We start from the raw sequence: 26,372 nt of genomic DNA, 5'->3' as shown, positions 1-26,372 counted from the left end.
TAATAATGCTATTTAACCGGCTCCCGCAGAATTGTTCTCAGTTTTTCGGGAGCTGTTTTTCTATGGTCAGACAGGTATATTTCGTGGTGCAGCCCATTACGGCCCAGTCCTTCAGCATCCATAAAGGTCTTCATAACCTCCAGCGTTTCAGGTTCTTTATTGAAAGGTCCTACATGCAACATCTGCACACATTTCCCTTCGGTAAGGGTAAAATAATGCACATCAACAATCTGCGGATTGGCTTTCTCTGCTGCCAGTCCATGTTTCATCTGCTCCAGGAATTGTCCGTCTACATACTCCGGCAGGCGAATGAGCAAACGGTAATTCCATTCACTGCGCGGCACCTTTACTGATGCTTCTTTGATAGATAAGCCTTCAAAAGCTGCTTCATCATACCACCAGAGTCCCTCTAATTTAGCCACTACATAATCCTTACCCTCTGCCTTGTATTTAAACTTAAGGGCATAAGCAGTCGTATACATGGCCTGTATATCTGATGCAAATCCGGGGCCGGAGGGGTCTCCTTTGCCGAGAATAGATAAATAGGGAATCGCTTCATCCAGCTGAATATACTCCGGCTTAGATTTAGCCGTATAATAGTTTTTATAGTGTTTTGCTAAATCCAGTTTGTCCATAGTATTGCGTTAAGCGCTTTGTAATTTTTTATAATAAAGACAGATTGACTTCAGGCCGCATGCCTCGCATTTGGGGCTACGGGCCAGACATATATAGCGACCATGCAGGATGAGCCAGTGGTGCGCTTTGTGTATGAGCTCTTTGGGGAAATATTTAATGAGTTGCAGTTCTGCCTGCAGTGGTGTTTTGGCCCGGGTAGTTAACCCCAGTCTTGCCGACACGCGGAATACATGCGTATCTACGGCCATATTGGGTTGGTTATCGATCACAGAGGTGATCACATTGGCGGTCTTACGTCCTACTCCCGGCAGTTTGATCAGTTCATTTACCGTCATCGGTACCTCACCGTTAAAATCATGAATCAGCATCTGGGCCATACCAATAAGATGTTTGGTCTTATTGTTCGGATAACTGATGCTGCGAATGAGGGGAAACAGTTCGTCGAAAGTGGCTTCAGACAAGGCTTCCGGGCCGGGATAACGTTCAAAGATGGCCGGGGTGGTCAGGTTCACCCGCTTATCGGTACATTGTGCCGATAAAATAACCGCTACCAGCAGCTGATACGGATTATCATAAAACAATTCAGTCTCTGCATCTGGTGCATGTTCCGAAAAATAATCGATCACGAACTGGTAACGGTCCTTTTTTGTCATATCGTTCTAAAAAGTTTAGCCCTTATTTACGATAGTTCCTACATTCTTACCGGAAACTACTTGTGTCAGATTACCCTTTTTGTTCATATCGAACACGATAATCGGCAGGTTGTTTTCTTTACACAAAGTAAATGCAGTCAGGTCCATTACAGCCAGACCTTTGGCAATTACATCATCGAAAGAAATGCTCTCGTAACGGGTAGCTTCAGGATTTTTCTCCGGATCTTCTGTATAGATACCATCTACACGGGTACCTTTCAGGATCACATCGGCATTAATCTCAATCGCTCTCAGGGAACCAGCAGTATCGGTAGTGAAGTATGGATTACCGGTACCGGCACCAAAGATTACTACACGACCTTTCTCCAGGTGTCTGATGGCTTTACGACGGATGTACGGTTCTGCAACCTGGTCCATAACCAGTGCAGACTGCAAACGTGTTTTCACACCGATCTTTTCCAGAGATGCCTGTAAAGCCATACCGTTAATCACGGTGGCCAGCATACCCATGTAATCTCCATGTGCACGTTCAATACCGGTTTCTTTTTCATTCATCCCGCGGTAGATATTACCTCCTCCGATCACAATTGCGACTTCCACACCCAGTTCCACCACTTCTTTGATGTCCTGTGCATAGCTGGCCAGCATTTTGGAATCCAGTCCGTAATTTTTATCGCCCATCAGCGATTCTCCAGAAAGCTTTACGAGAACTCTTTTAAATTTAGGAAGCATTGTATATATTGTTGTTTATTTTTCGTTCTTTATTCCATCTCTCCGTAACAATACTTTACAAGTATTGTTCACCGATATTGCGCTTTACCTCGGCTACATAATCTTTAATCTGCTGTTCTTTACTGCGCTCACATACCAGCAATACATCATCCGTATCGACCACAATAAAATTCTGTAAGCCCTGTACCACAACCAGTTTATCTTTCGATGTTTTGATCATGCATTCAGATGCATCTACCACCATTACATTACCACCGGTTACGGCATTACCAAGGTAATCCTTTTCGGAATGCTCATAAGCCGACTCCCATGTACCGAGATCACTCCAGCCGAAGTTGGACGGGATCACATATACATTTGCCGCCTTTTCCATCAGACCATAGTCGATAGACAGGTTGGTGCACTGGGTATACAGGCGTTCCATAACGGTATACTCTTTCGGTGTGTTATATGCCGACGCTGCCTGCTCAAATACTTCTGCCATTTCTGGCTGATACACTTTGAAGGCTTTGGTAAAAGTCTGCACATTCCATACAAAAATACCGGAATTCCATACAAAATCGCCTGATTTCAGGAATACACGGGCCAGTTCTATATCGGGTTTTTCTGTAAATACTTTTACCTTGCTTACGCCGTCCTGAAGATCATCTTTCTGGTATTGAATATACCCGTAACCCGTATCGGGACGTGTAGGCTGAATACCAAAAGTCAGGATAGCATCATTTTTAGCAGCAAAATCCAGTCCCTGGAAAGCGGTCAGTTCGAAACTGCGCTGATCCAGGATCAGGTGATCGGCCGGAGCCAGAATAATGTTTGCTTTGGGATCAAGTGCCTTTAATTTGTAGGTAACGTAAGCCGCAGCAGGTGCCGTGTTTTTACGATAAGGCTCTTTTATGATATTGGCCGGATCGATCTCTGGGATCTGCTCTCGGACCAGGTGTTCGTATGAGTGATGGGTAACAATGTAAATATTCTCCTTAGGGCAAATATCTTTAAAACGCTTGTATGTCTCTTGTATAAACGTGCGACCAGTACCTAAAATATCCAAAAATTGTTTGGGCAAGTGTTGCCTGCTCTCCGGCCAGAACCGGCTGCCAATACCGCCGGCCATGATGGCTACATAATTATGATGAATACTCATTCAGGTTAACTTAGTGTGTATGAGCTGCGAAAGTAACCTTTTTTACGAACATTTTTTACAATTTGCGATTGGCTGTGCGGGCAAATAGCCGTAATTTTGCGAAAATTAACTGTGTTGTATGTTAACACCCCTTTCCCAATTACAAAAAGGACAAACAGCGATCATACGGCGTATTGATGCCAGCGATTCATTGGTGCAACTAATGGAAATGGGCTTCCTGGACGGCCACATGATCATGGTAGATCATATAGCTCCGATGGGCGATCCTATGGCAATAAATGTAGCCGGCTATGTGCTGAGCATCAGAAAAGCGGAAGCAGCGACCATATGGGTAGAGCTGGCTCCAACTCAAGAACCTGTTTAAAATACTCCTTAACGTGAATATAGGCCTTTATTTCGGAAGCTTTAATCCCATTCATACCGGACACCTGATTATTGCCAACCATATTATTGAAAATACTGATCTGGATAAAATATGGTTTGTGGTATCGCCGCATAATCCATTGAAACCGGCCAGTACGCTGCTGAACGAGTATAACCGGCTACACCTTGTGGAACTGGCCATTAAGGACAATCCCAAGTTCCGGGCGAGCAATATAGAATTCACCCTGCCCCGCCCTTCTTTCACGATTGATACGCTTACTTACCTGCAGGAAAAGTTTCCGCATGAACGTTTTTCGGTGATCATGGGCAGCGACAGCTATCAGAATCTCCCCCGCTGGAAGAATTATGAGCAGCTGCTGCAACAATACCAGGTTATCGTATACCAACGCCCTCAATATCCTGTTTCAGAAAAGTTATCGGAGCACACATTAGTGCTACAGGCCCCGTTAATCGAGATCTCTTCAACCTTCATCCGTCAACAGATCAAAAGCGAAAAAAGTATCCAATACCTGGTACCCGGTGCGGTGATTGAGTATATAAAGGAGAACAGATATTACCAGTAAGCCAAAATTCCAAAAGATTCCGAATAAACACTGCTTGCCATAACCGCATCAGAAGTTTATACAGTCATCAATATTACTTAAACTAAAAAGTCAACATGAGATACCTGAATCAGGTTAGCTCTTGTTGACTTTTTACATGTATACTTTTACTTCCTATGCCAGCTTCCTCAACCGGGCTACCGGTATATGCAATTGCTCGCGGTATTTGGCTACCGTTCTGCGGGCCACCTGGAAGCCTTTTTCAGAAAGCATTTCCATCAGTTTCTCATCAGAAAGCGGGCTGTGCTTGTCTTCATTAGCGACGAAATCCTGTATCAGGTTTTTTACTTCATAAGTTGATACCTCTTCGCCTGAATCGGTAGTAATGGCTTCTGAGAAAAAGTATTTCAACAGGAAGGTACCATATTCGGTCTGTACATATTTACTATTAGCCACACGGCTTACGGTAGAAATATCCATACCAATCTTATCGGCAATATCTTTAAGGATCATAGGACGCAAAGCCGACTCATTGCCGGAAAGGAAGTATTCCCTTTGGTAATCCATAATCGCTTTCATGGTATATAACAATGTATGCTGGCGCTGACGAATGGCATCAATAAACCATTTGGCAGAATCTATTTTCTGCTTGATGAACATTACCGCTTCTTTCTGTTTTTTGTCTTTCAGCGAGCCGTCTTCGTATGTCTTCAGCATATCTTTATACTCTTCCGAAACCCTTAACTCCGGCGCATTACGGGAGTTTAAGGTTAACTCCAGCACTCCGTTATTGTTATGGATAAAGAAATCGGGAATGATATATCCATTGTCTTTTGAGCCATTGGAGAAGGCAATGCCCGGTCTCGGCGTCAGCTTCAGGATAACCTGTATAGCTTCTTTAAAGGCTTCATTATCCAGCGATAAATGCTGGCGTATGCGGTCGTAATGTTTGCGGGTAAACTCTTCAAAATAATCGGTAAGGATTACTTTGGCCACTTTGGCGGCACCATTGGTTCCGGTCATTTTATCCAGCTGCAGCAAAAGACATTCCTGCAGGTCAGAAGCGCCGACACCGGCAGGATCAAATTCCTGTATGAGTTTAAGGATGCGTTTAACATCCGCCTCTGTAACATATATATTCCGGTTAAAAGCGAGGTCATCTACAATGCTCATGACATCTCTGCGCAGATAGCCGTCATCGTCTATACTGCCGATCACCTGCTCTGCCACTTGCTGTTCTGTTTCTGTAAGATCCAGCAGGCCAACCTGGCTTAGTAAATATTCGTGAAAAGTTGATTCTTCCCGGATGGGCACTTCCCGGCTGTCATCATCGTCATCTCCATGCTCGCGCACGTGATAGTCCGACATATTATCCGATTCGTCCATCAGGTAATCCGAAATATCTTCGGTCTGACCATCCTCTCCCGAGGACTCCTGAGATACCGGTTCTCCATCCTGATCATACTGATCGGACAAGTGATACGGATCGTCTTCCTGGGGTGCTGCTCCCACATCTAATGCGGGGTTAATTTCCAGTTCTTCTTTAATTTTTTCTTCCAGGTTCGCGGTGGGCACCTGCAACAGTTTTATAAATTGTATCTGTTGCGGCGACAGTTTCTGAAGCAGCTTTTGGCTTTGGGTTAATTTGAGCAAAGGGACTAGTCTTTAGTGTCTTGCGAAGGTATTATTTTACCGACAAACAAATTGTTGTAAATAATTTAAATTTACATAAAATATTTGCTATATTACAGACAGAACCTTACTTTTAATCCCTAATACACTTGCATAAATTATGTCTACCAGGGTAAAAATTTCTTCTTCATTTTCGTACATCCCTTTAGAAGAGACTATCGAAATAATTCCGAGAAAGAAACAGCTCTTTATTGGGATTCCAAAAGAAGATACTTTTTCCGAAAACAGGATTGCATTAACACCCGATGCAGTATCTGTACTGATCCAGAACGGACATGAGGTAGTGGTAGAACATAATGCGGGCGAACATGCCTATTATTCCGACAAAGATTTCAGTGAAGCCGGTGCCAAAATCGCTTATGATAAGGCCGAGGTATTCCAGTCTGATATTGTGATCAAATCTGCGCCTATTTCGGAAGAGGAGATCTGCCTGCTGCAAGCAGGTAAGGTTGTCATCTCCCCTATACACCTGCCCTTTCTGAAGGCAGGAATGATGCAGCAGCTGGTCAATAAAAAAATCATCGCCATTGCCTTTGATTCTATCAAGGACGATAGCGGAACCTATCCCATTGTGCGCTCCATGAGCCAGATTGCCGGTAGCTCTGCCATTATTGAGGCGGCCAAATACCTGAGCACCTCTAACCGTGGTGTGGGCGTATTGCTGGGGGGTATCTCCGGTGTGCCGCCGGCACAGGTTGTTGTTATCGGTGCGGGTATTGTGGGCGAATCGGCAACCCGTACAGCCCTTGGGCTGGGTGCGAATGTAATGATCTTCGATAATTCTATCTACCGCCTTATGCGCCTGCAGAATAATGTAGGACAACGCCTCTATACCTCCGTCATTGACCCGAATGAACTGAAGAAAGTGCTCCCGAAAGCTGATGTAGTGATCGGTGCGCTGAAGCCTATCAATGGGGTAACGCCACTGGTGATTACTGAAGAGATGGTGGGCATGATGAAGTCTGGTTCTGTCATTATTGATGTCAGCATCGACCGTGGTGGTTGTGTAGAAACCTCGCGTCCTACCACACATGACAACCCGGTATTTACCAAATATGATGTGATTCACTATTGTGTACCCAATATTGCTTCCGGTGTAGCCCGTACGGCCTCAAGAGCGATCAGTAACGTACTGATGCCGATCGTGCTGGATATCGCCGGCAAAGGCGGCGTGGACTACCTGCTGAAAAACAAATCGGGTATCCGTAACGGAGTGTACCTGTACAAGGGCATGGTAACGAACCAGCATATCGCCAAACGCTTTGACCTGAAATATACTGATCTTGACCTGATCATGAACAACTTTATATAAAAACCAAACACCGATTTACTCCTATTTCTACTACTAATTATGCAACACCAACGAACGAATAAGACTATTGCCGGCTACCACTTGTTAATGATCCTTTCTGCTGTTGACTTTAAATTTAATCCGGAAGGTGATATGATCATCCGGGAATACCTGGTTAAAGAATTCCCGTTTCACATCAGCCTCGACAAGGAAATGGACAAGATCAGCAGGCTGGAACCGGAAGACTGGGAAAATCATTTCCTGCAGTACATGGACGATTTTTATGATGATGCCACAGAAAAAGAACGACTGGACTTTATTGAGTTTGCGTTAAAACTGACAAAGGCTGACAACATCATCACCAAAACAGAAAACTATTATTTAAACTTATTGTTTGATCACTGGAACATCGAAAACAAAGATTAATCCACGAAAGCCAGGAGCCTGAAGGCTTTTGGCTTTTTTCTTGATATCATCTGCGATTTCCCTAAAACAAAAAGCTATGACCAACGAAGAAAAACGCATACAGCTCCGTAAATATAAGTTTTTTGCCACGGGCCTCTTCCTGCTTATGGCAGCGGTCTTTATCACCACTACCCTATTACTTAAGCATGAATCCTGGCCCTGGCTGGGTTATGTAAAGGCCTTTTCAGAAGCTGCAATGGTGGGTGCACTGGCCGACTGGTTTGCGGTAACGGCCCTGTTCCACTATCCTTTAGGCATTCGTATACCGCATACCAACCTGATCGAAAACAGCAAGCAGCGCATCGGCGACAATCTCGGAAACTTTGTTGTAGACAACTTTCTTACCGCAGAGAATATACGTCCCTACATCGGCCGGCTGAATATTGCGCAATACATAGCCGACTGGCTGCAGAAACCCCAGCATAAAAAATTGCTGCAGGACGAGATCAGTCACTGGCTGCGTAAGATCATTACAGAACTGGATGATGCTTTTATTGCAGACCTTATTGCCCGGAAGGGAAAAGAACTGATCCATACACTGAATATAAACCTGCTGCTATCGAACGGGATTACCTACCTGGTCGAAAAAGGGGCACAAGAAAAAGTTGTGGGTTTTATTGCAGGAAAGTTAAAGACCTACATTACAGAGAATGAATCGCTGGTAAAAGACCGGGTAAAACAGGAAAGCTCTATGCTGATCCCGGGTTTTGTAGACAACCTGATCGCAAAGAAAATCACCAGTGGTCTGGCCCGCTATTTTGAAGAAATAGAACAGAATCAACAGCATAAGGTACGACAGGATATACAGCAGCAATTATTACAGCTGGCAGAAGACATTAAAGTAAAAACGGAATGGTATGATGAGCTGAGGCTATTGAGAGAAGACCTGCTGTCCTCTGCCAAAACGGATGCTATGGCTGCGGATATCTGGAGGAGCATTAAAGACAGCCTGCTGGAAGGACTGGATGATGAACACTCCGGCCTGAAGTTATATATGATCAAAACGATCGATGATCTGGCCAATACATTCCAGTCTGATGAGGCTATTATTGACAAGATCAACAACTGGATCCGTTACAATGCCTATAAGGCTATTATGAAACACCGCCATAAGGCAGGCGACCTCATCAGTAATACGGTAGGTAACTGGCAGGGACGGGACCTGAGTGAGAAGCTGGAGCTGGAAGTAGGTAAGGATCTGCAGTTTATACGCGTCAATGGTACTATAGTCGGCGGACTGGTCGGACTGCTGATCTATGTCTTATCTCACTGGCTCCTTTAATTTAATGCAAGTCGTCGGTTTTCTTTGTAAATTGCATCTTTTACAAAAAGGCAGAACCTCTGACTATGAAATACAGCTTACTTCTTTCTTGCCTGAGCCTGGGGATTGCCGTAAAGGCTACTGCCCAGAGTGGCCGGGTGGATATCCAGGATGGCACTGCTGCTTACCTGAGCCGAATCGAGGCCTTGTCCGGCGAATTATCTGATGAACTGCATACTGCTGTACAACCGCTGCAGCGCAAAGATGTTGCGGCGTTCCTGAAAGAAGCGCAGCAGCAAAATCTCCGTAACGGATGGAGTAATACTGATAATGGCCTGATGAGCCGTTACCTGGGTCAGAACGGAGAATGGGTTACAGAAGATCATGACGGGGCTATCCGGTCAAGGATGCCTGTGATGAATAGCTTTTACAAAACAAAAACAGACTTCATCTATCATAACAGCCGTGACCTGTTCCTGAGTATAAACCCTGTATTGGGTTACCAGGGATTATACGAGCGATCGGAAAACGGTGAAGGATACAAACAGTATTTTACTGCCGGTGCTAAACTGCGGGCTACTTATAAAAACTTTATCGGCGCAGACTTCAATCTGCGCTATGTATATGAAGAACCGGTAAGCTTTTACCAGCAATATAACGACAGGCGCAATACACTGATAGGAGTACATAAGTTCCGACAAACAGCACCGGGACAATATCAGTACTGGTTACCTACCGGTCAGATCAGTGCCAGCCTGATAAAGGATTATGTTTCCATTGCAGCAGGCTATGATTACCAGAAAATCGGTGATGGGTACAGAAGCCTTATCCTGTCTGATTTTTCGGCACCGGCTGCTTACGTGCACCTGCATACCAAAATATGGAAACTGCAGTATGATAACCTGTACATGCGCCTTAGTCCGGATCAGCATATACCGGGCAATGATCTTACAGATAACAGTTACGGATATAAATATGCCACAGCCCATCACCTGAGTGCCAACATTACTTCCTGGCTGAACCTGGGTGTGTATGAAATGGTGGTCTTCAACCGCAGTAATCATTTCGAGCTCGGCTATATGAATCCGATGATCTTCTACCGTGCCATTGAGCGTAGTCTGGGCAGTCCGGACAAAGTAGCGATCGGTATAAGAGCCAAGGCTATACCGGCTAAAGGTCTGGCTTTGTATGGACAGTTCCTGATCAATGAATTTACGGCAAAAGAGTTTTTCGGCAACAATGGCTACCTGCATAACAAATGGGGCGGACAGTTGGGCGTGAACTACTATGATGCTTTTACGGTGCCTAACCTTGACCTGCAGGCAGAGGTAAATGTACTGCGTCCTTATACGTTCCAGCATTACGACCGGAATAACCAGGGTTATATTGCCTCTAATTTCACCAACAACAACCTGCCCCTGGCCCACCCTTTAGGTGCCGGCTTCCGGGAACTGGTGCTGATGGCAAATTACCGTCCTGGTGCCCGCTGGAATATACAGGCTAAAGCGCTGTTATACCAGCAAGGGATCGATACCGGCAATGTCAACTACGGAAATGACCTGTCTAAAGCATACAATAAAGATATTCCGGCCTTGTACGGTGTACATATGATCAACGGTCCTCAGGCAACGGGCATGTCCCTGAGTCTGAACCTGAGTTACGAGATCGCCTCTGGTCTGTATTTTGACCTCGGAGGTACCCACAGACGCTATACTGTAGCAGCGCAAATTATACCTGACCAGCAATCGACTTATATATATTCAGGACTAAGACTCAACTTTGCAAGAAGAGATTACAGCACATTTTAAGTAACATCAACTATTCAGAAATACGTATCATGGAAACAAACATTGCCGCATTACATCCCAGCCTTGTCTGGGGATTTGCCATCCTGGTGATTATTATGCTTTTATTAGATCTGGGCATTTTCAATAAGAAAAGCCACGAGGTATCCTCTAAAGAGGCTGCCATCTGGAGCTTTGTATGGATCTCACTGGCCATGATCTTTTCCGGTGTTGTTTACTGGGTATTCAATAAAGATGCTGGTGGTCATACTTTAGCTCTTGACAAATTCGCCCAGTTCCAGGCTGCATACTGGATTGAGAAAGCGCTGTCTGTAGATAATCTCTTTGTATTTATACTGGTATTTAATTATTTCAATGTACCCCGTGCACTCCACCACAGAGTATTGTTCTGGGGTATCATCGGGGCATTAATTTTCCGTGCGATTTTCATTTTTGCCGGTGTCGGTATCATCAATATTACTTTCCTGCCGGAAATGAACCTGTTTGGACAGAATGTGCAGGTCAATGTAGTGCTTACACTTTTCGGGCTGTTCCTGATCTACGCCGGTATCAAATCCTGGGGCGGTGGCAATAAAGATGAAGAAAAAGATTTCAGCCGCTCGGCCGGAGCTAACCTGGTAAAGCGCCTGTATAAGGTAAGTGATGAATACGATGGAGATCGTTTTTTCACCATACAGAACGGTATTAAAATGGCCACACCATTACTGGTTGTTGTTTCGGTAATCGAGTTTACGGATGTACTGTTTGCGGTGGATTCCATCCCTGCGATCTTTGCGATCTCTAAAGATCCCTTCATCCTGTATACCTCAAATATCTTTGCGATACTGGGTCTGAGATCATTATACTTCCTGCTGTCCAACTTTATTCACATGTTCAGCAAATTACCTTACGGGTTGTCGATCATTCTTACCTTCATTGGTATTAAAATGCTGATCGCACCATGGGTACATATTTCTTCTCCGATATCATTAACCATCGTAGGAGGTGTACTCATTGTTTCTGTAATACTCTCTCTGATTTTCCCGGGAGAGAAAAAAGAGCATCAATAATAATACCGTACATAAGCATCAAATATAAAAGCACTTCTTAACAGAAGTGCTTTTATATTTTGTTTGATCAACTATCTTAAGTCTGGTTTCCCTTCTGCTTCCCACATGGAGCAAATAACGCTATCTGAAATAAAACTGATATTGTGTTTTTTGCTTAGCAATAGTTTTTCTGATACTTTTAAAGACGCCCACCAGATCAGGTGAAGCGTTGTGTTGCTACTATTCATATAATACAACTAGCGGCTAACCGGCCGATCACGGTTTATTTCATTTACTTCAATACAAAAATAAAAATCCGGGTTCTCCCAAAAAAATGTATTATCAATAGTAAATGTTAATTCTGCATTGCTTTTCGCTATATTATTAAAATAATGAGGGATTATGCATGATACATAACCCCTCACTATATTCATTTGGCTACCTGTCACCTTAGCGGATCAACATCAGGTCTCCTTTAAAGGCCTGTTTGGACCCATCCATAAAGTATATCGTAAGCGTATAATAATAAACACCCTGCTCTTGCGGTGCCCCTTTGAAAGTGCCATCCCATCCGCTATTGATATTAGATGTGGAATGCAGCACCTGACCCCAGCGGTTAAATATTCTGAAGTCAACCATATTATAGCTACGATCCAATGCCAGTACGGGTGCAAAAACATCGTTCTTTCCGTCTCCATTTGGTGTAAAGGCATTCGGCATCATTACATCTTTACGATAAGGTCTCAGGTTAATATCAATTGTTGCTGTGTCCATACAACCCGAAGCAGATATTGCTACGACACTGATGTTTGTAGCCTGATTTAATTTTAGCTGCTGCGTCCTGTTGTACTGATCGTTAAATAAACTTGCAGGACTCCAGGATACGATCTCATATGCAATGCCGGAAGTATTGTCTGTCTTTAAGGTAAAATACTCTCCTTCGTAAGGCTGCTCCGGCTCAACGGACAAGGTCAGCCCCATTTTTTCAACATGTACATTCACTGTAAGGTAAAGGCTGTCGCAACCATTAACGGTGTACAGCGTATCCTTCAGTATGGTATTTTCATAGTATGTTTTTCCGTTGTATACTACCCTGTCACAGCCAACTGTATCTATGCTGCGTGCTATTCCGTTTTGCGGATAAATCACAATATGCGTTATCCTGTAGATACTATCGCAACCATACTGGTTTGGTATAGTATCCTTCAATTGCGTATTCTGAGTATAGGTTACCCCATTAAACACAATAGATCCGCATCCATTCAGGGTTTGCACCGTTGCAATCGCATTCACTGGCAATACGGTAAGATCAAGCGTAATAATACTATCACATCCGGCCGGATTAGGAATAGTATCCTTTGCGGTATGATTACTTGCCGTATAGACCACACCATTAAATGTATAGCTGCTACCGGCACATATAGTTACCTGGCGGTTACCTGAGGGGTGAGGCTGCACCACAATAGTCATTGTTGCCGTACCAGCACATTGCCCTGCTACAGGCGTAAAGGTATAGGTTGTAGTGGTCGTATTATCCAATGCCGGACTCCAGCTACCATTAATACCATTGTTAGAGATAGCAGGCAATGGAGCAATTACCGATCCGATACATACCGGTGATACAGCGGTAAACGCAGGCGTGACCGGTTGATTGACAGTGATGGTCATCGTTGCAGTTGCCGCACATTGACCAGTTGCCGGGGTAAATGTATAAGCAGTCGTTGCAGCATTGTTCATAGCAGGAGACCAGCTACCGGTGATAGCATTATTCGAAGTCGTTGGTAAAGCTGATAAAGTAGTACCCGCACAGATTGCAGGCACTTGCGTGAAGGTTGGTGTTACAGCCGGATTAACGGTGATCGTCATTGTAGTTGTAGTTGCACATTGATTCGCACCCGGTGTAAAAGTATATGTTGTCGTTGCAGCATTGTTCAAGGCAGGAGACCAGGAACCTGTGATACCATTATTCGAAGTCGTTGGTAAAGCTGATAAAGTAGTACCCGCACAGATTGCAGGCACTTGCGTGAAGGTTGGTGTGGTATTATTATTGACTTGAATTGTCATCGTAGTGCTAACCGCACATTGACCTGCTGCTGGAGTGAATGTGTATGTGGTAGTTGCTGTATTGTTGATTGCAGGTGACCAGCTACCAGTGATACCGTTAGTCGATTGGGTAGGCAAAGCCGAAAGTGTAGTGCCAGTACAGATAGGAGCGACTTGTACGAACGTCGGTGTGTTATTATTATTGACTTGAATCGTCATCGTAGTATTAACCGCACATTGGCCTGCTGCTGGAGTGAATGTATAGGTCGTCGTTGCGGCATTGTTCAAGGCAGGTGACCAGCTACCTGTGATAGCATTATTAGAAGTCGTTGGTAAAGCTGATAAAGCGGTACCGGCACAGATCGGAGCAACCTGCGTAAACGTTGGTGTTACAGCCGGATTAACGGTGATCGTCATTGTAGTCGTAGCTGCACATTGATTCGCACCCGGTGTAAAGGTATAAGTAGTCGTAGCCGTATTATTCAATGCAGGTGACCAGGAACCTGTAATACCATTATTAGAAGTCGTTGGCAAAGCTGATAAAGTAGTACCCGCACAGATTGTAGGCACTTGCGTGAACATTGGTGTTACAGCTGGATTAACCGTAATCGTCATTGTAGTCGTAGCTGCACATTGATTTGCACCCGGTGTAAAGGTGTACGTTGTCGTTGCCGTATTGTTCATGGCAGGAGACCAGATTCCAGTAATACCATTATTAGAAGTTGCCGGAAGAGCTGATAACGTAGCACCAGCACAGATCGGAGCCACCTGTGTGAACGTTGGTACGGTATTATTATTGACCTGAATCGTCATTGTAGCCGTAACGGCACATTGATTCGCACCCGGTGTAAAGGTATAAGTAGTCGTAGCCGTATTGTTCAATGCAGGTGACCAAGCTCCAGTGATACTATTGTTCGAAGTTGCTGGCAGTGCTGATAACGTAGCACCAGCACAGATCGAAGACACTTGCGTGAACGTTGGTGTTACAGCTGGATTAACCGTAATCGTCATTGTAGTCGTAGCTGCACATTGATTCGCACCTGGTGTAAAAGTATATGTTGTCGTAGCCGTATTGTTCAAAGCAGGAGACCAGGTTCCAGTAATACCATTATTAGAAGTTGCCGGAAGAGCTGATAACGTAGCACCAGCACAGATCGGAGGCACTTGCGTGAACATTGGTGTAGTATTATTATTGACTTGAATCGTCATCGTAGTAGTAACCGCACATTGTCCTGCTGCTGGAGTAAATGTATAAGTAGTCGTTGCGGTATTATTTAAAGCAGGTGACCAGGTGCCAGTGATACCGTTAGTCGATTGGGTAGGCAATGCCGAAAGTGTAGCACCGGTACAGATCGGAGCGACTTGCGTGAACGTTGGTGTAGTATTATTATTGACTTGAATCGTCATCGTAGTATTAACTGCACATTGTCCTACTGCTGGAGAGAATGTGTAGGTCGTCGTTGCGGCATTGTTCAATGTAGGAGACCAGGTTCCATTAATACCATTATTCGACTGAGTAGGTAAAGCTGATAATACAGTCCCAGCGCAAATCGCAGGTACTTGTGTAAATATTGGATCAACAACAGGATTGACCTCAATCGTCATTGTGGTAGGTCCTGCACATTGGTTTGCACTTGGCGTAAAGGTATACGTTGTCGTTGCGGTATTGTTCAAGACAGGCGACCAGGTCCCTGTAATGCCATTATTCGAAGTCGTTGGTAAAGCTAATAAAGCGGTACCGGCGCAGATAGCTGGCACTTGCGTGAATGTTGGTGTAGTATTATTATTGACTTGAATCGTCATCGTAGTAGTAATAGCACATTGTCCTGCTGCTGGAGTGAATGTATAGGTCGTCGTAGCCGTATTGTTCAATGCAGGTGACCAGGTGCCTATGATACCGTTAGTCGAAGTTGCTGGCAGAGCTGATAAAGTGGCACCAGCACAGATCGGGGCGACTTGGGTGAACGTTGGTGTGGTATTATTATTGACCCCAATAGTCATTGTCGTACTACCAGCACACTGATTTTGATCAGGTGTAAATGTATATGTAGTAGTAACCGTGTTGTTCAATGCAGGAGACCAGCTACCTGTAATACCGTTATTCGAAGTTGCCGGCAAAGCCGCTAAAGCAGTTCCTGCACAGATTGCAGGTACTTGTGTAAATATTGGATCAATAACCGGATTGACGGTGATGGTCATTGTGGTACTGCCCGCACATTGATTGGCATTCGGCGTAAACGTATAGGTAGTCGTAGCCGTGTTGTTTAAGGCAGGTGACCAGGTTCCACTAATCCCGTTATTTGATTGCGTTGGCAAAGCTGCTAAAGTAGCTCCGGCACAGATTGCAGGTACTTGGGTAAATACAGGATCAACAACCGGGTTGACGGTGATGGTCATTGTAGCACTGCCGGCACATTGATTGGCATTCGGCGTAAACGTATAGGTCGTAGTAGCCGTATTATTCAAGGCTGGAGACCAGGTTCCAGTGATACCATTAGTAGATTGTGTTGGTAAAGCTGCTAAGTTAGCACCAGCACAGATCAGAGCGACTTGGGTAAACGTTGGTGTAGTATTATTATTGACCTCAATAGTCATTGTAGTACTACCTGCACATTGGTTTGCACTTGGCGTAAAGGTGTATGTAGTAGTTGCAGTATTGTTGATTGCAGGTGACCAGGTTCCACTAATACCATTAGTAGATTGGGTTGGTAAAGCTGCTAAGGTAGCGCCAGTACAGATCGCAGGCACTTGTGTAAATACAGGATCAACAACCGGATTGACGGTGATGGTCATTGTAGCACTGCCGGCACATTGGTTTGCACTTGGCGTAAATGTATATGTAGTCGTAGCCGTATTGTTCAAGGCAGGAGACCAGGTTCCGCTAATCCCATTAGTAGATTGAGTAGGCAAAGCCGATAAAGCAGCACCAGCACAGATGGCAGGTACTTGTGTAAATACTGGATCAACCACCGGGTTGACGGTGATGGTCATTGTAGTACTACCGGCACATTGATTTTGATCAGGTGTAAATGTATATGTAGTAGTCGCTGTATTGTTGATAGCAGGTGACCAGGTTCCGGTGATACCGTTATTTGATTGAGTAGGCAAAGTAGGTAAAGCAACTCCTGCACAGATTGCAGGCACTTGCGTGAATGTTGGTGTGGTATTGCTATTGACTTGAATTGTCATTGTAGTACTAACCGCACATTGGTTTGCATTCGGTGTGAATGTGTAGGTCGTCGTTGCAGCATTGTTCAAGGCAGGAGACCAGCTACCTGTAATACCGTTATTCGAAGTTGCTGGCAAAGCCGCTAAAGCATTACCGGTACAGATCGGAGCCACTTGTGTGAACGTCGGTGTGGTATTATTATTGACCCCAATAGTCATTGTCGTACTACCAGCACACTGATTCTGATCAGGTGTAAATGTATATGTAGTAGTCGCTGTATTGTTGATTGCAGGCGACCAGGTCCCGGTAATACCATTTGTGGATTGTGTCGGTAATGATGCTAAGTTAGCGCCAGCACAAATTGCAGGTACTTGTGTGAACGTGGGTGTAGTATTATTATTGACTTCAATCGTCATTGTGGTACTACCGGCACACTGATTCTGACTAGGTGTAAAGGTATACGTTGTAGTTGTAGTATTATTTAATGCAGGCGACCAGGTCCCAGTGATACCATTAGTGGATTGTGTAGGTAATGATGCTAAGTTAGCGCCAGAACAGATGGCAGGTACTTGTGTAAATATTGGATCAACAACAGGATTGACAGTGATGGTCATTGTAGTACTACCTGCACATTGATTTACACTTGGCGTAAAGGTGTATGTAGTAGTTGCTGTATTGTTCAATGCAGGAGACCAGGTTCCATTAATACCATTATTCGACTGAGTAGGTAAAGTTGATAATACAGTACCAGCGCAAATCGCAGGTACTTGCGTAAATACAGGATCAATAACAGGATTGACCGTGATGGTCATTGTGGTAGTTCCTGCACATTGGTTTGCACTTGGCGTGAAGGTATACGTTGTCGTAGCGGTATTATTTAATGCAGGAGACCAGGTTCCGGTGATCCCATTATTTGATTGCGTTGGTAAAGCCGCTAAAATAGCTCCGGCACAAATTGCAGGTACTTGTGTAAATACAGGATCAACAACAGGGTTGACCGTGATGGTCATTGTGGTAGTTCCCGCACATTGGTTTGCACTTGGCGAAAAGGTATACGTTGTCGTAGCGGTATTGTTGATAGCAGGTGACCAGCTACCTGTGATACCATTTGTGGATTGTGTAGGTAATGATGCTAAGTTAGCACCAGCACAAATTGCAGGTACTTGGGTAAATACAGGATCAATAACCGGGTTGACGGTGATGGTCATTGTTGTACTACCGGCACACTGATTGGCACTCGGCGTAAACGTATAGGTCGTAGTAGCTGTATTATTCAAGGCTGGAGACCAGCTTCCACTAATCCCGTTAGTTGATTGCGTTGGTAAAGCCGCTAAGGTAGCGCCAGAACAGATTGCAGGTACTTGGGTAAATACTGGATCAACAACAGGGTTGACTATAATGGTCATTGTGGTACTGCCCGCACACTGATTCTGATCAGGTGTAAATGTATATGTAGTAGTCGCTGTATTGTTGATAGCAGGTGACCAGCTACCTGTGATACCATTTGTGGATTGTGTAGGTAATGATGCTAAGTTAGCGCCAGCACAAATTGCAAGCACTTGCGTGAATGTTGGTGTGGTATTGCTATTGACTTGAATTGTCATTGTAGTACTAACCGCACATTGGTTTGCATTCGGTGTGAATGTGTAGGTCGTCGTTGCAGCATTGTTCAAGGCAGGAGACCAGCTACCTGTAATACCGTTATTCGAAGTTGCTGGCAAAGCCGCTAAAGCATTACCGGTACAGATCGGAGCCACTTGTGTGAACGTCGGTGTGGTATTATTATTGACCCCAATAGTCATTGTCGTACTACCAGCACACTGATTCTGATCAGGTGTAAATGTATATGTAGTAGTCGCTGTATTGTTGATTGCAGGCGACCAAGTCCCGGTAATACCATTTGTGGATTGTGTCGGTAATGATGCTAAGTTAGCGCCAGCACAAATTGCAGGTACTTGTGTAAACGTGGGTGTAGTATTATTATTGACTTCAATCGTCATTGTGGCACTGCCGGCACACTGATTCTGATCAGGCGTAAACGTATAGGTCGTAGTAGCCATATTATTCAAGGCTGGCGACCAGGTTCCGGTAATACCGTTATTTGATTGCGTTGGTAAAGCCGCTAAAGTAGCGCCAGAACAGATGGCAGGGACTTGGGTAAATACTGGATTAACAACAGGATTGACCGTGATGATCATTGTGGTAGTTCCGGCACACTGATTCTGACCAGGTGTAAAAGTATACGTCGTCGTAGCCATATTATTCAAGGCTGGAGACCAGGTTCCGGTAATACCATTATTCGAAGTTGTTGGCAGAACTGATAAAGCAGTACCAGCACAAATTGCAGGTACTTGGGTGAACGTCGGTGTAGTATTATTATTTACCTCAATAGTCATTGTGGTACTACCAGCACACTGATTTTGATCAGGTGTAAAGTTATATGTAGTAGTCGCTGTATTGTTGATAGCAGGCGACCAGCTACCTGTGATACCATTTGTGGATTGTGTAGGTAATGATGCTAAGTTAGCGCCAGAACAAATTGCAGGTACTTGGGTAAATACTGGATCAATAACCGGGTTGACGGTGATGGTCATTGTGGTACTACCGGCACACTGATTCTGACTAGGCGTAAAGGTATACGTTGTCGTTGTAGTATTATTTAATGCAGGAGACCAGGTTCCGGTGATACCGTTATTTGATTGTGTTGGTAAAGCAGACAAAGTAGTTCCAGAACAGATTGCAGGTACCTGTGTAAATACTGGATCAATAACGGAATTGACGGTGATGGTCGTTGTGGTACTACCGGCACATTGATTCTGATCAGGTGTAAATGTGTATGTAGTAGTCGCTGTATTGTTGATAGCAGGTGACCAGCTACCTGTGATACCATTTGTGGATTGTGTTGGTAATGATGCTAAGTTAGCGCCAGAACAGATGGCAGGGATTTGAGTAAAGACCGGATCAATAACCGGATTGACAGTGATGGTCATTGTGGTACTGCCCGCACATTGATTGGCACTCGGTGTAAAGGTATACGTCGTCGTAGCAGTATTATTCAAGGAAGGTGACCAGGTTCCGGTAATCCCATTATTTGATTGTGTTGGTAATGCCGCTAAAGTAGCACCGACACAGATGGCAGGCACTTGGGTAAATACAGGATCAACAACTGGATTGACTGTGATGGTCATCGTGGTATTGCCGGCACATTGATTGGCATTTGGTGTAAATGTATATGTAGTCGTAGCTGTATTATTCAAGGCTGGAGACCAGGTTCCGGTAATGCCGTTAATAGATTGAGTAGGCAAAGCCGATAAAGCAGTACCAGCACAAATTGCAGGTACTTGGGTAAATACTGGATCAACAACAGGATTGACGGTGATGGTCATTGTAGTACTACCGGCACATTGATTAGCATTCGGCGTAAACGTATAGGTAGTCGTAGCCGTATTACTCAAGGCAGGAGACCAGGTCCCGGTGATGCCGTTAGTCGATTGAGTAGGCAAAGCAGATAAAGCAGCACCAGAACAGATGGCAGGGACTTGGGTAAATACTGGATCAACAACCGGATTGACGGTGATGGTCATTGTAGTACTACCGGCACATTGATTAGCATTCGGCGTAAACGTATAGGTAGTCGTAGCCGTGTTGTTCAAGGCTGGAGACCAGGTTCCGGTGATACCGTTAGTAGATTGTGTTGGTAAAGCTGATAAACTAGCACCAGAACAGATTGCAGGGACTTGGGTAAAAATCGGTGTGACCGGATTAGTAACGGCCAATGTAGCCATAACAGAATCTACGCCGCAACCGCCCGTGGTCTTGACTTTATAGTTATATAACCCGGCTGTAGTCGGGGTACCACTCAGGGTAAATTGATTCGTCGTACTATTATAAGTCCCGCTTACACCGGGTGGAAGGTTTGTTGCTGTTGCACCGGTTGCATTAGTCACATTGAAAACAATGGCAGTCATCGCTGTATTGCGGCATAAGGTTGCAGTACTGACTGATCCTGATGCGACAGTAATATCTGCCATCGCACCCGGACTGGTATTAACCGGCGCGACACAACCATTATTCAGGTATGTAGGTGTACCGCTGGCATTAAAGCTTACACTGGCACCATCTGTATTCGCCAGATTGGCCCTGTTATATCCAACGGTTGTGGAACAAGATGGACTGGCTGTCTCCAGAGTAAGGTAACGCATGGCGGAGGATCCATTATTGGCAAAATAACCATTGGTATTGGATGGATTATTATGGAAGAGCACATACATATCCTCTGCCAGGGCTCCGAATGAAATATAGTTAGGATCTACATTCTGGCTGGTAAAGACAACAACCTTTGCATTAGCAGGCAAAGAAGTTCCGGTAGGTTCAATCAGGCGACCACAACCATTTGCATTGATGATCGCATTATTAAACGCTGTCACCTTGCTCGCGGTGGTTGTATTTTTAATAAAGCCGTTAAAGGGATTATTTGTTGTTGCCCAGGTAATGTCTATATTATTATAGTTGCTGATAGCTGTCGTACCTACCTGGAAGGTAAATAGTTCATTGTATCCCTCATCGCTGGGGGTACAGGCATCTACATAAATACTTAATATACGGGGACATGTCTGCGCCTGCACTTTGTATGCAGACAAAGACGCGAAAATGAGCACCCAAAGGGCGCCAATCAATGTAAACTTCTTGCTCATAATAAATCAATAAAGGAAAATCCTTATGATAAAACCGAGCAAAAGTATCTGTGTCAGATTAACTACATATTAATTTGACTTAAGTATACATGATTGTTAACAATATGATTATATTAAGAGAATAAAGCCTCTGCAGTTTTAGTGGTACGCTCAGCCACCATACTCAATGGTACTTCTTTAATATCGGCTACTTTCTGAGCGATCAGGGGAATATAACTGCTTTCATTGCGCTTGCCCCGGTATGGAACCGGTGCCAGGTAAGGAGCATCTGTCTCGAGCACCAGGTGCTCCAGGTCAACTGCACGTAAGACTTCGGGTAAAGTACTGTTTTTAAAAGTCACCACACCACCAATGCCCAGCTTAAAACCCAGATCAATGATCTGTTCTGCGGCATTAAGGTCGTCGCCGAAGCAATGAAATATTCCTTTCAGCTGACCATTTTGTTTTTCACGGACAATATCGATACAGTCCTGAGTGGCATTTCTGCTATGGATCACGATAGGCAGCGCACGCTCCAGTGCCCAATCGATCTGACGGCGAAAAGCATCTTTCTGCTCTGCAACAAAGGTCTGGTCCCAGTAATAGTCCAGTCCGATCTCGCCGATCGCAGCAAAAGATGCTTTATCCAGCCATTCCTGCATGATCTTCAGTTCTGCTTCATACGACTCCTTTACATAACAGGGATGGATACCGATCATGGGAATACAATAACCGGGGTATTGCTCTGTCAATGCCATCATAGCCGGAATCGTACTACTGTCACAGTTGGGCAGATATACCTTCTCTACCCCATTTGCCCGGGCACGGGAGATGATCTCTGCGATATCTGCTGAAAACTGTTCGTCATACAAGTGTGCGTGCGTATCAATCATATTGGTCTGGATTTGCTGCGGGTAATACCATACTTGGCCAGCAGCGCACGCAAAATTACAAAAATTGCTATTAACATAATTTCGATAGACTTTATAGGGCTATAAACCCGGTTAACAATAACGCTGCTGTCTGAACCATTGCAGGGCATCGGCTACGGCAGTATCTATATCCTGGTACTGTATGTCTAATTCCCGTGCAGCTTTGGCCCCGGAATAATAATTATCCAGCGATAACATGTATGCTCCGGCATAGTTCAACTTTACCGGGCGGCGTATAACCTGTTCCAGCAGGGAACCGGCACGGCCCAGCCCTCTCAGTAAGGTACCGGGAATGCGCAATTTTCTTCTCACAATTCCGGAAGCAGCATCTACGGTACGGAAAAATTCTTTGTAGGTTAGGTTATGACCTGCCAGCAGGTAATGCTCCCCTATCCCTCCGCGATCCAGCGCCTGTATAATGCCCTTACATACATCTGTAACATGTACAAAATTCTTGCCGCCGGAAGGATAAGCCATCCAGCTGCGGCTCAATCCATGCAGGATGAGCTGCCCGGAACTGGGCTTGATGTCATATGCACCGATCATAAACGTGGGGCTGATGATAACCGCCGGCAGGCCTTTTTGCTGCACCTGCTCCTGTATGTATTGCAGGGCTACATATTTACTGTTGATATAACCAGAATTAATATGGTGCAGACCGAAAGCATTTAACTCCGTGCCTGGTGCGGACTTTGAGCCTGGTGCCAATGTGTTGGCTGTACCGATGTAAATCATCCGCTTCACACCATATGCCATACAGGCTTCTGCAATATATTGGGTTGCGGTGATGTTGATCGTCTGGTAAGCCTCGTATGCCGTGCCCCATTGTGTGGTGAGCGAAGCTGCATGCACCACATAACGGCAACCTTGTATGGCTTCTTCGACAGAGGCTTTACGATCGATATAACCATAACGGATATCCATAGGTATATCGGCCAGTAAAGACAGATCTGCGCCGGGTCTGACCAGAACCCTGATCGTATAACCCAATGAATACATATAGCGCACAAGATTAGCCCCCAGCAACCCTGAGGCGCCGGTAATCAATACTGTTTGATCCATGATTAAAAATTTAGGAGGTGAATTGCAGTTCCTTCTTTACGGAAGTAGAGATGAGGCGTAATGCGGTACCGGCAGGCAGCCACTGTAATAATTTAGAAGAGATCCTGTTCCAGATACCTGGTACAATACGGGCTTTGCCCGATAATGTTTTTTCAATAGCGGTACGGGCTATAGCATCAGTGTTGATCAGTCCCATTCGGGCAATGTAACCCTGTGCCAGTATACGTCCGGACACATTACAGTTGGTCATGATGGGGCCGGGGTACACAATACTTACCGATACACCCTGCCCTTTCAGTTCTTCCCTGAGCCCGAGGGAAAAGGAGGCTATAAATGCTTTGGATGCTGGGTAAACGGTCTTATAGGCAATCGGCGAGAGGGCCGCCATACTGGCGATGTTGAGGATATAACTTTTTTCTGCCTGCAACAGGTTAGGCAAGAGCATGGTGGTGACCTTTACGGTAGCCCTTACATTTAGGTTAATAATGCGGTCCAGGTCGCGGAAAGCCGCACGGGTAATAGATGCGGTACCTCCGATGCCGGCGTTATTGATCAGGAAGAATACCTGGTAACGGCTGTTTATATCTTCCATAGCCTGTTCCAGCAATACCTCGTCTGTCATATCCAGTTCGTAGGTATGCACCAGGACTTTGTATTCATACATAATGTGCCGGGCAAGGGCTTCGGTATTCTCTCCGGGTAGTGCCAGTAAGATGAGGTTATAGCCCATGCGGGCACATTGTGTGGCAAACGCTTTGCCCAGGCCTTTACCGGCTCCGGTAATCAGCACAAACTGTTCTCTAGTCATTACTTGATGTTTTAAAGTGAGTAAAAATTGTAAAAGGCAAACCTGCAGGCCTTGTCAGCGATGATCATTTACCCGCAGGCTGCCCTCTCGTTTTGGTGTACACCTTATTCCATCTTCATACTAATTCTGATGTTTTACATTGCCGGAACCAGTAATACTTACATCCGTAACCGGATTACCATAGTAATACACATTTCCGCTACCGGAGATTCTTGCTTTCAGGCTATTATTGGCTTTTACCGTAGCATTTCCCGATCCGGTAATGGTTACATCGGCATAATTGCTGTTCATATTTTTTGCATCATAATCGCCACTGCCTGTAATACGTACGGTCTGGTACTCTACAGTACCGGCACCGATGCGGATATTTCCGCTGCCGGTCAGCTGGCTGTACAGATTACTGCCGTACAGGCGATCTATATCTATATTACCGGAGCCAGTCAGTTTAAGATCCAGTTCATAACTATTCAGACCACTTTCTGCATTTACATTACCGGAACCCATCAGGCTGATCGCACGGAATTTAGGTATGCTAATGTATACTTTCAAATTACTGTTATTGGCGAGGATGGTATTGTTGCGCAATTTCAGTTTCAATACGCCGTCTTCTACTTTTGTCTCTACCACATCAATGATGTTCTGCTGTGATTCTATTCTTACCTGCTGCACCGTACCCTCGGCAAGATATACTGCACCGGGAATGCTGGTCTCTACTTCTGTAAAATTGGCAACGGTGCGTTCTTCTGTAAGTACAGGACCTTCACCGATAATTTTGCGGCAGGAGCTCAGGCTGGCGATGCCGGCAATAACGAATACTATAGCAATTAATGAACTGATCTTTTTCATTATGATTTTGTTTTTAAGATTGAGATAAATAGTAGTTGAGTATGTATTGAAGTAGTAAAAAGTTATATACGGATATGTACTCCGGCGAATCCGCCGATGAACAGGCTGTTGGTAGACTCCTTACCGTAAAAATCCCAAAGGCTGTGGCTGGTATAGCTTTCCTGTCCGGAGATATAATTGACATAGTTAAATGTAGGTCCGGCTACCAGTTCTACACGGCCCAATTGCAGGCCCAGTAAGGCTCTGAAAGAGGATTTATAGTAAGAGATTTCTTTGAAATTTGTGTTGGCGGTATTGCTCACCTCGAAGTTGAGGCGTAGTGCTTTGCTCAGCGGCACACGTAAGCCGAGACCCGCTTCCATTGTATATGGCGCATCGGGCATACGCATATTCATACCCGCACCCAGGATGCCATAAGTACGCTTGCCGCCTGTACGTAAGGCCAGTACTGCATTTCCGGCTTCATCTACGGTAACGCCCAATTGCTTTTCTCCGTTTTTAACCAGGTTCAGGATACCGATCGGGCAATCGCTTTCTGCTGCGATATTGACCAGTCCGGCGATCTGTACTCCTTTAACTTTACCGGCAATATTGACCAGCCCGGCGATCTGCCCGTTACTGTTCGCACTGGTATTGACCAGTCCTGCGATCTGTACATTACTGCTTTTTGCACTCAGGTTGCTGATGCCTGCAATCTGTACGGTTGCCGTCTGTGCTGTATTCACAAGACCTGCGATCTGTGCAGTTGCATTAACCGAAGCTATATTGGTCAGACCTGCCACCTGCACACCATCCTGACTACGGGCGGTATTGACCAGTCCGGCTACTTGTGCTCCGTTACCCGATCCTGCAGTATTCACTAAGCCAGAGATCTGCACACCGGATACATCTCCACTGATCAGGGTACATAAACCACTGATCACCACACCACGTTGTGATCCTTTGATAATAGTAGCCAGTCCTGAAATGGCTGCACCATCTTCTCCGGCACTTACACCGGCCAGTACGTGTAAAGAAACGGTATTGCTAATCTGTGCCGCACGAATACCATTAGTACTGATTGGATATACTAATCCGAAGTGAGCACGCTGATGCTCTTGCGCCTGCACGGCAACAGGATTCAGTAAAGTGATACCCGTTACACCGGCAACCAGGGATTGGAACAGTAGAGATTTAAAGTTTGTAAGCATGTTTTTTGTCTTTTATAAT

General features: G+C 45.0%; 18 protein-coding genes. 7 read left to right on the top strand and 11 right to left on the bottom strand.

All coding sequences use genetic code 11. The annotated features are described in order from the left end of the window. Positions 1-8: 8 nt before the first annotated feature. Genes FTD44_RS08840 through FTD44_RS08825 form a run of 4 tightly spaced genes read right to left on the bottom strand, consistent with a single transcriptional unit; the run spans position 9 to position 3,162 of the window. Entirely contained in the window at positions 9-635 is a 627-nt protein-coding gene (locus tag FTD44_RS08840) for a GyrI-like domain-containing protein (RefSeq protein WP_222166114.1), read from the bottom strand. 9 nt (positions 636-644) lie between these two features. Further along, complete coding sequence (gene nth, locus FTD44_RS08835) at positions 645-1,289, bottom strand: endonuclease III (protein ID WP_222166113.1); 645 nt, start codon at positions 1,287-1,289, stop codon at positions 645-647. 15 nt (positions 1,290-1,304) lie between these two features. Continuing rightward, positions 1,305-2,021 carry a UMP kinase gene (gene pyrH, locus FTD44_RS08830; protein WP_129021785.1) on the bottom strand — a complete coding sequence of 239 codons (717 nt, stop codon included), beginning with the start codon at positions 2,019-2,021 and terminating at the stop codon, positions 1,305-1,307. A gap of 55 nt (positions 2,022-2,076) precedes the next feature. Continuing rightward, entirely contained in the window at positions 2,077-3,162 is a 1,086-nt protein-coding gene (locus FTD44_RS08825; protein ID WP_222166112.1) for a mannose-1-phosphate guanylyltransferase, read from the bottom strand. 118 nt (positions 3,163-3,280) lie between these two features. On the opposite strand from FTD44_RS08825, the gene FTD44_RS08820 reads away from it, so the two are divergent. Continuing rightward, complete coding sequence (locus FTD44_RS08820; protein WP_129021787.1) at positions 3,281-3,526, top strand: FeoA family protein; 246 nt, start codon at positions 3,281-3,283, stop codon at positions 3,524-3,526. 13 nt (positions 3,527-3,539) lie between these two features. After that, on the top strand, positions 3,540-4,109 hold the full coding sequence (gene nadD, locus FTD44_RS08815) for a nicotinate (nicotinamide) nucleotide adenylyltransferase (RefSeq protein ID WP_222166111.1): 570 nt from the start codon (positions 3,540-3,542) through the stop codon (positions 4,107-4,109). 153 nt (positions 4,110-4,262) lie between these two features. On the opposite strand, the gene rpoN is transcribed toward nadD, so the two are convergent. Further along, positions 4,263-5,741: an RNA polymerase factor sigma-54 gene (rpoN, locus tag FTD44_RS08810; RefSeq protein WP_222166110.1), complete on the bottom strand. Its 1,479-nt coding sequence runs from the start codon at positions 5,739-5,741 to the stop codon at positions 4,263-4,265. A gap of 139 nt (positions 5,742-5,880) precedes the next feature. Between rpoN and FTD44_RS08805 the strand changes: the two genes are divergently transcribed. From FTD44_RS08805 to FTD44_RS08785, 5 genes are all read left to right on the top strand, one after another. After that, the gene (locus tag FTD44_RS08805) at positions 5,881-7,092 is read left to right on the top strand and encodes an alanine dehydrogenase (protein WP_129021790.1); all 1,212 of its coding nucleotides are present in this window, start codon (positions 5,881-5,883) and stop codon (positions 7,090-7,092) included. 39 nt (positions 7,093-7,131) lie between these two features. Then, complete coding sequence (locus FTD44_RS08800) at positions 7,132-7,497, top strand: TerB family tellurite resistance protein (RefSeq protein ID WP_129021791.1); 366 nt, start codon at positions 7,132-7,134, stop codon at positions 7,495-7,497. 76 nt (positions 7,498-7,573) lie between these two features. Next, positions 7,574-8,818, top strand: coding sequence for a DUF445 domain-containing protein (locus FTD44_RS08795; RefSeq protein ID WP_222166109.1), 1,245 nt, complete (start codon positions 7,574-7,576; stop codon positions 8,816-8,818). Positions 8,819-8,883: 65 nt separating this feature from the next. Continuing rightward, complete coding sequence (locus FTD44_RS08790; RefSeq protein ID WP_222166108.1) at positions 8,884-10,605, top strand: hypothetical protein; 1,722 nt, start codon at positions 8,884-8,886, stop codon at positions 10,603-10,605. A gap of 29 nt (positions 10,606-10,634) precedes the next feature. Further along, positions 10,635-11,651 carry a TerC family protein gene (locus FTD44_RS08785; RefSeq protein ID WP_222166107.1) on the top strand — a complete coding sequence of 339 codons (1,017 nt, stop codon included), beginning with the start codon at positions 10,635-10,637 and terminating at the stop codon, positions 11,649-11,651. Positions 11,652-12,080: 429 nt separating this feature from the next. Here FTD44_RS08785 and FTD44_RS08780 read toward each other — a convergent pair whose 3' ends face one another. From FTD44_RS08780 to FTD44_RS08755, 6 genes are all read right to left on the bottom strand, one after another. After that, the gene (locus tag FTD44_RS08780; protein WP_222166106.1) at positions 12,081-21,536 is read right to left on the bottom strand and encodes a gliding motility-associated C-terminal domain-containing protein; all 9,456 of its coding nucleotides are present in this window, start codon (positions 21,534-21,536) and stop codon (positions 12,081-12,083) included. Positions 21,537-21,649: 113 nt separating this feature from the next. Then, on the bottom strand, positions 21,650-22,408 hold the full coding sequence (locus FTD44_RS08775; RefSeq protein ID WP_222166105.1) for a TatD family hydrolase: 759 nt from the start codon (positions 22,406-22,408) through the stop codon (positions 21,650-21,652). A gap of 111 nt (positions 22,409-22,519) precedes the next feature. Next, a complete protein-coding gene (locus FTD44_RS08770; RefSeq protein WP_222166104.1) occupies positions 22,520-23,509 on the bottom strand; it encodes an NAD-dependent epimerase/dehydratase family protein in 990 nt (329 codons plus the stop codon). A gap of 10 nt (positions 23,510-23,519) precedes the next feature. Continuing rightward, positions 23,520-24,317, bottom strand: a complete 798-nt coding sequence (locus FTD44_RS08765; RefSeq protein WP_222166103.1) for an SDR family NAD(P)-dependent oxidoreductase — start codon at positions 24,315-24,317, stop codon at positions 23,520-23,522. Positions 24,318-24,437: 120 nt separating this feature from the next. Then, positions 24,438-25,163 carry a head GIN domain-containing protein gene (locus tag FTD44_RS08760; RefSeq protein WP_222166102.1) on the bottom strand — a complete coding sequence of 242 codons (726 nt, stop codon included), beginning with the start codon at positions 25,161-25,163 and terminating at the stop codon, positions 24,438-24,440. A 62-nt stretch (positions 25,164-25,225) separates the two neighbouring features. After that, entirely contained in the window at positions 25,226-26,353 is a 1,128-nt protein-coding gene (locus FTD44_RS08755) for a hypothetical protein (RefSeq protein ID WP_222166101.1), read from the bottom strand. Positions 26,354-26,372 lie beyond the last annotated feature (19 nt).

The sequence above is a fragment of the Edaphocola aurantiacus genome (assembly GCF_019797745.1).
GTDB lineage: Bacteria > Bacteroidota > Bacteroidia > Chitinophagales > Chitinophagaceae > Edaphocola > Edaphocola aurantiacus.
Note: the sequence above shows the minus strand (reverse complement) of the source record. Positions and strands in the feature narration are given on the sequence as shown.